Origin of the sequence: Burkholderia sp. Ac-20392 (assembly GCF_017104585.1) — a bacterium.
GTDB lineage: Bacteria > Pseudomonadota > Gammaproteobacteria > Burkholderiales > Burkholderiaceae > Burkholderia > Burkholderia lata.
In genome coordinates, this window is sequence record NZ_JAAGPB010001088.1 from 1 (window position 1) to 1025 (window position 1025).

The 1025-nt window shown below is 71.6% G+C and carries 1 pseudogene; it reads left to right on the forward strand.

Annotation, left to right across the window (positions count from 1 at the left end):
* A pseudogene (locus G3N99_RS40935) lies at nt 1–1025 on the forward strand (exodeoxyribonuclease V subunit alpha); the annotation flags it as partial.

The window sequence follows — 1025 nt, forward strand, 5'->3', positions numbered from 1 at the left end:
TCCCGCCAGCGTCGGTGTTCGCACGTTTGAGCGGACGGCAGGCGTTCACCGCCGCGGCGCGTACACGCATCGCGCAGGCGCTCGGCATCGACGAGGCGGCAGTCGTCGCGGCGTTGCCGGTGCAGGACGAAGCCGTTCCCGCCGCGCATCCGGTTTCCGCCGTCGCCCGCGCCCCGGCACCTCCGTCGGCATCCGCTGCCGCCGCTACACGCAAACCGGCGTCGCGACGCAAAGTCGATGAGCGACAGGCATCGCTCTTCGATGACGAACCGCAGGATGACGAAGCGTCGCCGACCGACGTTGCGCCGCTGCCGGCCGCAGGCCCGGTGTCGACCGAAACCGGTGGGCCTGGTGAGGCAGGCGAGGCCCCAGCGTGGATCGAGGTCGACGAACTGGCGTGGCTCGACGCCGTCGAGCTGCCGCCGTTCGACGCAGGCGACGCGGCGCTTGCGTCGGTCACATCGATACCGCCGGGCGAACCCGCCGCTGCGTCCAATACGCCCGCACCCGCACCGCTTGCCGACTGCGTGGTCTGGCTCGAACGCAATTACCGCTTCGGTCTCGATTCGCCGATCGGGAGGCTGTCGCTCGCGATCCGCAGCGGCGACGTGCAGGCCGCGCTCGACGCGCTGCCCGCCGACGATTCCGCCGCCGCGTCGTTCCACGACGATGCAGGCGAGTCGCTCGCGGCGTCGACGGTCGAGCGGCTCGCGCGGCGGTTCGGTGCTTATCTCGACGCGTTGCGCGACACGCTGGCCGCGCCGGTGCCCGATCCGCTGCCGCTGTTCGACGCGCTCAACCGGTTCCGGATCCTGTGCGCGACCCGCAGCGGCTTGCGCGGTGCGGAGCACGTCAATGCGCTGGTGGCCGCGCACGTGCGCCACGCGGCGCGTGTGCCGCTCGCAGTCGGCGCGCACTGGTTCACGGGGCGGCCGATCATGGTGACGCGCAACGACTATGCGCTCGGGCTGTTCAACGGCGATATCGGCATTGCGCTGCCTGACGCGCACGGCGTGTTGCGCGTG